Here is a 6,481-nt window from a genome sequence, read left to right as displayed (position 1 = left end):
TGAACACCGATTCCGGAAAATCAGTCAAAAGTGTTCACGATAAAACCGGAATGAGCGTTCACGCTAAAACCAGAACGGGTGTTCACGATGGGCCGGAATCACTGTTCACGATGCTCCGGAATATGCAAGCAGCATGCAAGCACGTTCTAAGCTAACTATTTTTTGCTTTTGAAGGCTTCTTGCTCCTTGGCAATATACTTTTTTCGAAGGCTTGTTCCATGTTCAGCGTCAAGAATATTAACCACTTCATTGAGTAACAGGTTACGTAAGTGCTCATCTTCAAGCTCTCGCTCGAGGCGTTTGATTTTTTGAGCGGGACTTTCTTTGGCTTTAGGTGATGTAGGCATAGTTATCTTAGGTGATTGAGTCCAATCCATCTTACCGTGTTTTCTTAACCAAGTAAGCACGGTAGAACGACCTTGTATGCCATAAATTTTTTGGGCTTGTTTATAAGTCATATCGCCTTTTTCTACAGCGTCGACAACTTGTAATTTAAAGCCTAATGAATAATCTCGTTGTGTTCGTTTGATCGGTGTATTATTTGACTTGGTCATAATAAATCCTAAATGTGTAAACACATTTCAGGACGAGACAGGTTATCAAAATGTGCCACAACATTTTGCTTGTTAAGGCTTTTATTTTCTAAATCAAGAAACAACCAATAGTTTTGCTGGCTAAAACTCCATGGAACATCTGAAAATGGTTGATGAGTAAGTAATTCAAGTTGGTTAATGATGGTATCGAATGTTTTAGTTTTAGTTTCGTCAATGTAGTAGGCGTAATCGAGGTACATTGGAGCCGTTTTATCAATTGTATATCGTGTAGGCACGACAAGGTTTGATGCCAATGTACTGATTATAAAAAATATAAAGATCAGTATGGCAACAGCAATTGCATGATAACGTAAAGTTCTTAGTTCCAACGTTTGTGTACTTTCAAAAAACCTTTTAATTAGTGTAGCACTAAAAAAGCGCAGGGAAACTGCGCTTTTTTAGTTAAATTAATTGGTTATACCAATGAATAGGTATTACAAGCTATTGCTCGCGTGCAATAGCACGGTAAGCAATATCAGTACGATATTCCATACCATTCCAGCTAATTTGTTTAACAAGCTCATAGGCGCGCTGCTGCGCTTGCGTAACGGTATTACCAAGTGCTGTTGCGCATAATACGCGACCGCCTGCGGTTACAACGTCATTGCCACTTTGCTTAGTACCCGCATGAAACACTTTTTCACCTGCAGGGTAATCCACTTTTAGCCCCGAAATAGCGTCACCTTTAGGGTAATCACCAGGGTAGCCTTTAGCGGCAAGTACAACACCAACGGCTGCGCGTGGGTCAAACTCAATTGTTGTTTTATCAAGTTCTACACGGTTAGCAGCTTCAATCAATTCAACCAAATCTGATTGCAAACGTAGCATCATTGGTTGAGTTTCAGGATCGCCAAAGCGACAATTGTACTCAATTACTTTAGGGGTGCCTGTTTCGTCAATCATTAAACCTGCATATAAAAAGCCGGTGTATGGATGGCCTTCGCTTGCCATGCCTTCTACCGTAGGGTAGATCACTTCGTTCATAATACGCTGGTGGATTTCATCAGTAACAACTGGCGCAGGTGAGTATGCACCCATGCCACCCGTGTTAGGACCCGCATCGCCATTGTAAGCGCGTTTATGATCTTGGCTGGTTGCAAATGGTAATACGTTTTTACCATCAACCATTACGATGAAAGACGCTTCTTCACCGTCTAAAAACTCTTCAATAACAACACGACTTCCCGCATCGCCAAAAGCATTACCCGCAAGCATATCGCGAATCGCTTCTTCGGCATCGGCCTCCGTCATGGCTACAATTACGCCTTTACCCGCAGCCAAACCATCTGCTTTTACAACAATTGGCGCGCCTTTCTCTTTTAAATAAGCAAGGGCAGGCTCAATTTGTTCAAACGTTTGGTAGTCGCCCGTTGGGATTTTATGACGTGCTAAAAAGTCTTTAGTAAACGATTTCGAACCTTCAAGCTGAGCTGCGCCCGCCGTTGGTCCAAAAATAGCCATGTTATGTTCACGAAACTTATCAACAACACCCAGTACTAACGGTATTTCAGGACCTACAATAGTAAGCTCTACCTTATTTTGCTGTGCAAAATTAAGTAAACCCTCTAAGTCGTCAACGTTTATTGCTACGTTTTCAAGTTTTGGTTCAAGTGCAGTACCTGCATTACCAGGGGCTACAAATACAGTATTTACTTTGGTGTTTTGAGCGGCTTTAAACGCAAGTGCGTGTTCGCGGCCGCCGCTGCCAATGACTAAAACATTCATGGCGAAAATTCCTATTTAAAGCGGTTTCTTAAATTTCAGCGTCATGCGGTCGCTTTCACCAATGGCTTTATATTTGTCAGCATCTTGTTCGCCGAGTCTTAAGCTTGGTGGTAGCGTCCATACACCTTTAGGGTGATCGGCTGTATCTTTTGGATTTGCATTTATTTCACTGCTTGCTACTAATTCAAACCCAGCTTGTTCAGCAAGGTCTACTACGTAGCTCTGCTTCATATAACCTGATGTTTTTTGATCTTCATCAGCACGCTCTTCAGCTAAACGGTGTTCAACTAAACCTAATGTACCACCTGGTTTAAGGGCTTTATAAAAAGCTTGGAATGCACTTAATGCATCGCTTTTATCTTTGCCCATATACCAGTTATGTACATTACGAAATGTTAAAACCATATCGGCACTGCCAGCTGGCGCAATATCTAAATGTGTTACAGGTGCAAACTCAGTAATTTTAACGCTACTAAAGCGCTTATCTTCAGCTACTTTTTGTTTAAAGCCTGCAAGAGAGCGTTGGTAGTAGCCAACTGATGAATCAGCAGGAAAATGCGCGGCATAATAAGTGCCTTGCTCTTTTAATGCTGGCGCTAAAATTTCACTATACCAACCACCACCGGGTGCAATTTCAACAACTGTCATGGTTGGTTTAAAGCCAAAAAATGCAAGTGTTTGAGCTGGGTGACGATATTCATCACGAGCGCTGTTTTTAGCATTGCGTTCGCTTGATTGAAGTGCATGTTCAAGGCTTGATTCGTGGTTATGGCTAAGCGCCATAGTCGATGTCATTGTTAGTGTGGCTACAAGTAGCGATTTTAGCGCAAATTTCATTGTTTGTTCCTTCACATTATAATTTTAAATAGGTTATTGAATAATCAGAATACGTGAATTTATAGCAAACAAAAAGGGTTAAACCAACGTTTAACCCTTTGTGTGATTAGTGGCGGAAATGGCGCATACCAGTTAGTACCATTGCCATGCCAGCTTCATCAGCAGCTGCAATCACTTCTTCATCACGCATTGAGCCTCCAGGCTGAATTACCGCAGTAATGCCAGCTGCTGCTGCTGCGTCAATTCCATCACGGAATGGGAAGAACGCATCAGACGCCATAACTGAACCTTTAACTTCAAGGTTTTCATCTGCTGCTTTTATGCCTGCAATTTTAGCTGAGTATACGCGGCTCATTTGGCCTGCGCCTACACCAATGGTCATACCGTCACGGGCATAAACAATCGCGTTTGATTTAACAAACTTAGCTACTTTCCAGCAAAATAGTAAATCTTTAAGTTCTTGCTCTGTAGGTTGACGTTTAGAAACAACTTTTAAGTCGCCTTGCGTTACCATGCCTAAATCGCGGTCTTGAACTAAAATACCGCCATTAACGCGTTTAATATCTTGGCCAGCGGCTTTACCTGTCCACTGTCCACATTCTAATAAACGAACGTTCTTTTTAGCTTCAACAATTTTTGCAGCGTCGCCCGAAATACTAGGTGCAATAATTACTTCAACAAACTGACGGTCAACAATTGCTTGTGCAGTTGCTGCATCTAGCTCTCGGTTAAAGGCAATAATGCCACCAAATGCTGATGTAGGGTCTGTTTTAAAAGCGCGCTCGTATGCTTCAAGGATGTTGCCCCCAATTGAAACACCACACGGGTTAGCGTGCTTTACAATTACGCACGCAGGTACGTCAAATTCTTTAACACATTCAAGTGCTGCATCGGTATCTGCAATGTTGTTAAACGAAAGGGCCTTACCTTGCAATTGAGTTGCTGTTGCAACTGATGCTTCAGCAATGTCACTTTCAACATAAAAAGCAGCATCTTGATGTGAGTTTTCACCGTAGCGCATATCTTGCTTTTTAGTGAACTGCATATTGATAGTACGTGGGAATTTAGTCTCTACAGCAGCTTCCTCGGTGTAATCAGGCACCATTTTACCGAAGTAGTTAGCAATCATGCCATCGTATTGTGCAGTATGCTCGTAAGCGGCAATCGCTAAATCAAAACGTGTTTTGTACGTTGTTGAACCATTGTTGTTTTGCATTTCGCTAATAACACGGTCGTAGTCGCTCGCGTTTACCACGATTGTTACGTCTTTGTGGTTTTTAGCGGCAGCACGAACCATTGTAGGGCCGCCAATATCAATATTTTCAATGGCATCTTCAAGGCTGCAGTTTTCTTGAGCGACTGTATTCGCAAAGGGGTATAAGTTAACTACAACTATGTCGATAGCAGAAATGTTGTTATCTGCCATTACGCTTTCATCTTGTCCGCGACGGGCTAATATGCCGCCGTGAATTTTTGGGTGAAGTGTTTTTACACGACCATCCATGATTTCAGGGTGGCCTGTGTGATCTGATACTTCAGTCACTTTTATGCCATTATCAGCAAGTAGTTTACATGTGCCGCCAGTTGATAATATATCAACGCCTTGCGCTTCAAGTGCACGGGCAAATTCAACAATACCGGTTTTATCAGACACACTTAATAGTGCGCGACGAATGGGACGATGAGTATCCATTGTAGTTTGATTTCCTCAGTTAATGAGCTAGCTTAGAAGCGGGCATTTTAACTGATTACAACTCAAAAAACGACTTATAAAGCGCTAATGAGGGTGAGCATTTTGCAACTCGGCTATTAAATTACGGGCATAAAAAAAGCACCCTAGGGTGCTTTTTTAATAATTAGCTGTGGTAAATCACAGCCAGCATATTAGTTCATGCCGTATTTTTTAAGCTTTTTACGTAAAGTACCACGGTTGATACCTAGTAAAATTGCTGCACGAGTTTGGTTACCACGTGTATATGTCATCACTTCTTCAAGTAATGGCGCTTCTAGCTCTGAAAGAACAAGGTCGTAAACGTCTTGCACATCTTGACCGTTAAGCTGCTTTAAATAGTGGTGAACAGCTTTTTTTACTGCATCACGCAATGGCTGCGGTTTCTCGTGTGACTGAACATGAGGGTTAGTGATAAATGGAGAAGTCACGTTTTGTTCGAACATTATTAAGTCTCTTTCTTTCTTAGTTAGCTGCTAGTGTTTTAAAGTATTGCTCTAATGCGACGACCTGTGCCTGTGGGTTGTCGAGCGCATTAAATACTCGCCTAAACTGACCATCACTGTCATGGGTTTGCAAATACCAAGATACATGTTTGCGAGCAATTCGCGCTCCCATTGGCTCACCGTAAAACAGATGGAGGTTTGTTAAATGCTCCATTAAAATACTGCGCACCTCTGCAATAGCAGGCGGCTGTAAGTGTTCCCCAGTTCGCAAATAGTGGTCTATCTCCCTAAATATCCAAGGGCGACCTTGGGCGGCTCGGCCAATCATAATGGCATCTGCACCCGTATAGTCTAAAACCTGTTTTGCTTTTTCTGGTGATGTAATATCACCATTGGCAACAACAGGAATCGACACTGAACGTTTTATATCCCTAATCGTGGCGTACTCAGCATCACCTTTGTACATACATGCGCGCGTACGCCCATGTACAGCAAGTGATGCAATGCCATAACGTTCAGCTATTCTCGCAATCTCTACACCATTACGGTTATCCGGATCCCATCCTGTACGGATTTTAAGTGTCACAGGTATATCAACAGCATTAACGACTGCATCAATAATCTCTTCCACAAGTTCAGGAAACTGTAATAAGGCAGAGCCTGCGAGTTTCTTGTTCACTTTTTTTGCTGGGCACCCCATATTGATATCTATGATCTGTGCACCGTTAGCAACATTGAATTGTGCGGCCTGCGCCATAAGCTCAGGATCTGCTCCTGCAATTTGCACCGCGCGTATACCCGATTCACCGCTGTGATCCATACGGTTCATCGACTTTTCCGTTTTCCAAACCTTAGGATTAGACGATAGCATTTCAGAAACAGCTAGCCCTGCGCCTAAACGACGGCAAAGTTGTCTAAATGGTCTGTCTGTAATGCCAGCCATTGGCGCGACAATTACATTATTCTCAAGTTGGTATTTACCGATACGCACTATATTCAATAGGCCTCTTTTCAAGGGGCGCTAAGTTTACGGTTTTTTTCACAAAAATCAAAGGCTATAAATTGAACAAAAGTAACTTTTTTTTGCCCTTTTCGTATTGACATTTGATAACCACATGACAAGTAGGTTGATTTGTTTGAAAATCATACAA

5 protein-coding genes and 2 pseudogenes are annotated in these 6,481 nt (G+C 42.2%); all 7 read right to left on the bottom strand.

The annotated features are described in order from the left end of the window. Positions 1-126: 126 nt before the first annotated feature. Positions 127-554 (bottom strand): annotated as a pseudogene (locus tag QL998_RS05080) (IS3 family transposase); the annotation flags it as partial. Positions 555-595: 41 nt separating this feature from the next. Beyond that, positions 596-922 (bottom strand): annotated as a pseudogene (locus QL998_RS05075) (diguanylate phosphodiesterase); the annotation flags it as partial. A 112-nt stretch (positions 923-1,034) separates the two neighbouring features. After that, entirely contained in the window at positions 1,035-2,318 is a 1,284-nt protein-coding gene (purD, locus tag QL998_RS05070) for a phosphoribosylamine--glycine ligase (protein WP_290192263.1), read from the bottom strand. A gap of 15 nt (positions 2,319-2,333) precedes the next feature. Continuing rightward, entirely contained in the window at positions 2,334-3,155 is an 822-nt protein-coding gene (locus QL998_RS05065; RefSeq protein WP_290192262.1) for a methyltransferase, read from the bottom strand. Positions 3,156-3,261: 106 nt separating this feature from the next. Next, the gene (gene purH / locus QL998_RS05060) at positions 3,262-4,848 is read right to left on the bottom strand and encodes a bifunctional phosphoribosylaminoimidazolecarboxamide formyltransferase/IMP cyclohydrolase (protein ID WP_290192261.1); all 1,587 of its coding nucleotides are present in this window, start codon (positions 4,846-4,848) and stop codon (positions 3,262-3,264) included. 191 nt (positions 4,849-5,039) lie between these two features. Beyond that, positions 5,040-5,330: a DNA-binding transcriptional regulator Fis gene (gene fis, locus QL998_RS05055; RefSeq protein ID WP_002957804.1), complete on the bottom strand. Its 291-nt coding sequence runs from the start codon at positions 5,328-5,330 to the stop codon at positions 5,040-5,042. Between the two features lie 19 nt (positions 5,331-5,349). After that, on the bottom strand, positions 5,350-6,321 hold the full coding sequence (gene dusB, locus QL998_RS05050) for a tRNA dihydrouridine synthase DusB (RefSeq protein ID WP_010553368.1): 972 nt from the start codon (positions 6,319-6,321) through the stop codon (positions 5,350-5,352). Positions 6,322-6,481: the final 160 nt, after the last annotated feature.

It is taken from the genome of Pseudoalteromonas sp. APC 3691, from assembly GCF_030408135.1.
Classification (GTDB): Bacteria; Pseudomonadota; Gammaproteobacteria; order Enterobacterales; family Alteromonadaceae; genus Pseudoalteromonas.
The sequence above is the reverse complement of the archived record's forward strand: the minus strand, read 5'-3'. Positions and strand labels throughout refer to the sequence as shown.

What these genes read in the sequence shown, in the direction of transcription:
- purH (WP_290192261.1), bottom strand. Translation starts at nt 4,848, where the DNA reads ATGGATACTCATCGTCCCATTCGTCGCGCACTATTAAGTGTGTCTGAT.
- purD (WP_290192263.1), bottom strand. Translation starts at nt 2,318, where the DNA reads ATGAATGTTTTAGTCATTGGCAGCGGCGGCCGCGAACACGCACTTGCG.
- QL998_RS05065 (WP_290192262.1), bottom strand. Translation starts at nt 3,155, where the DNA reads ATGAAATTTGCGCTAAAATCGCTACTTGTAGCCACACTAACAATGACA.
- fis (WP_002957804.1), bottom strand. Translation starts at nt 5,330, where the DNA reads ATGTTCGAACAAAACGTGACTTCTCCATTTATCACTAACCCTCATGTT.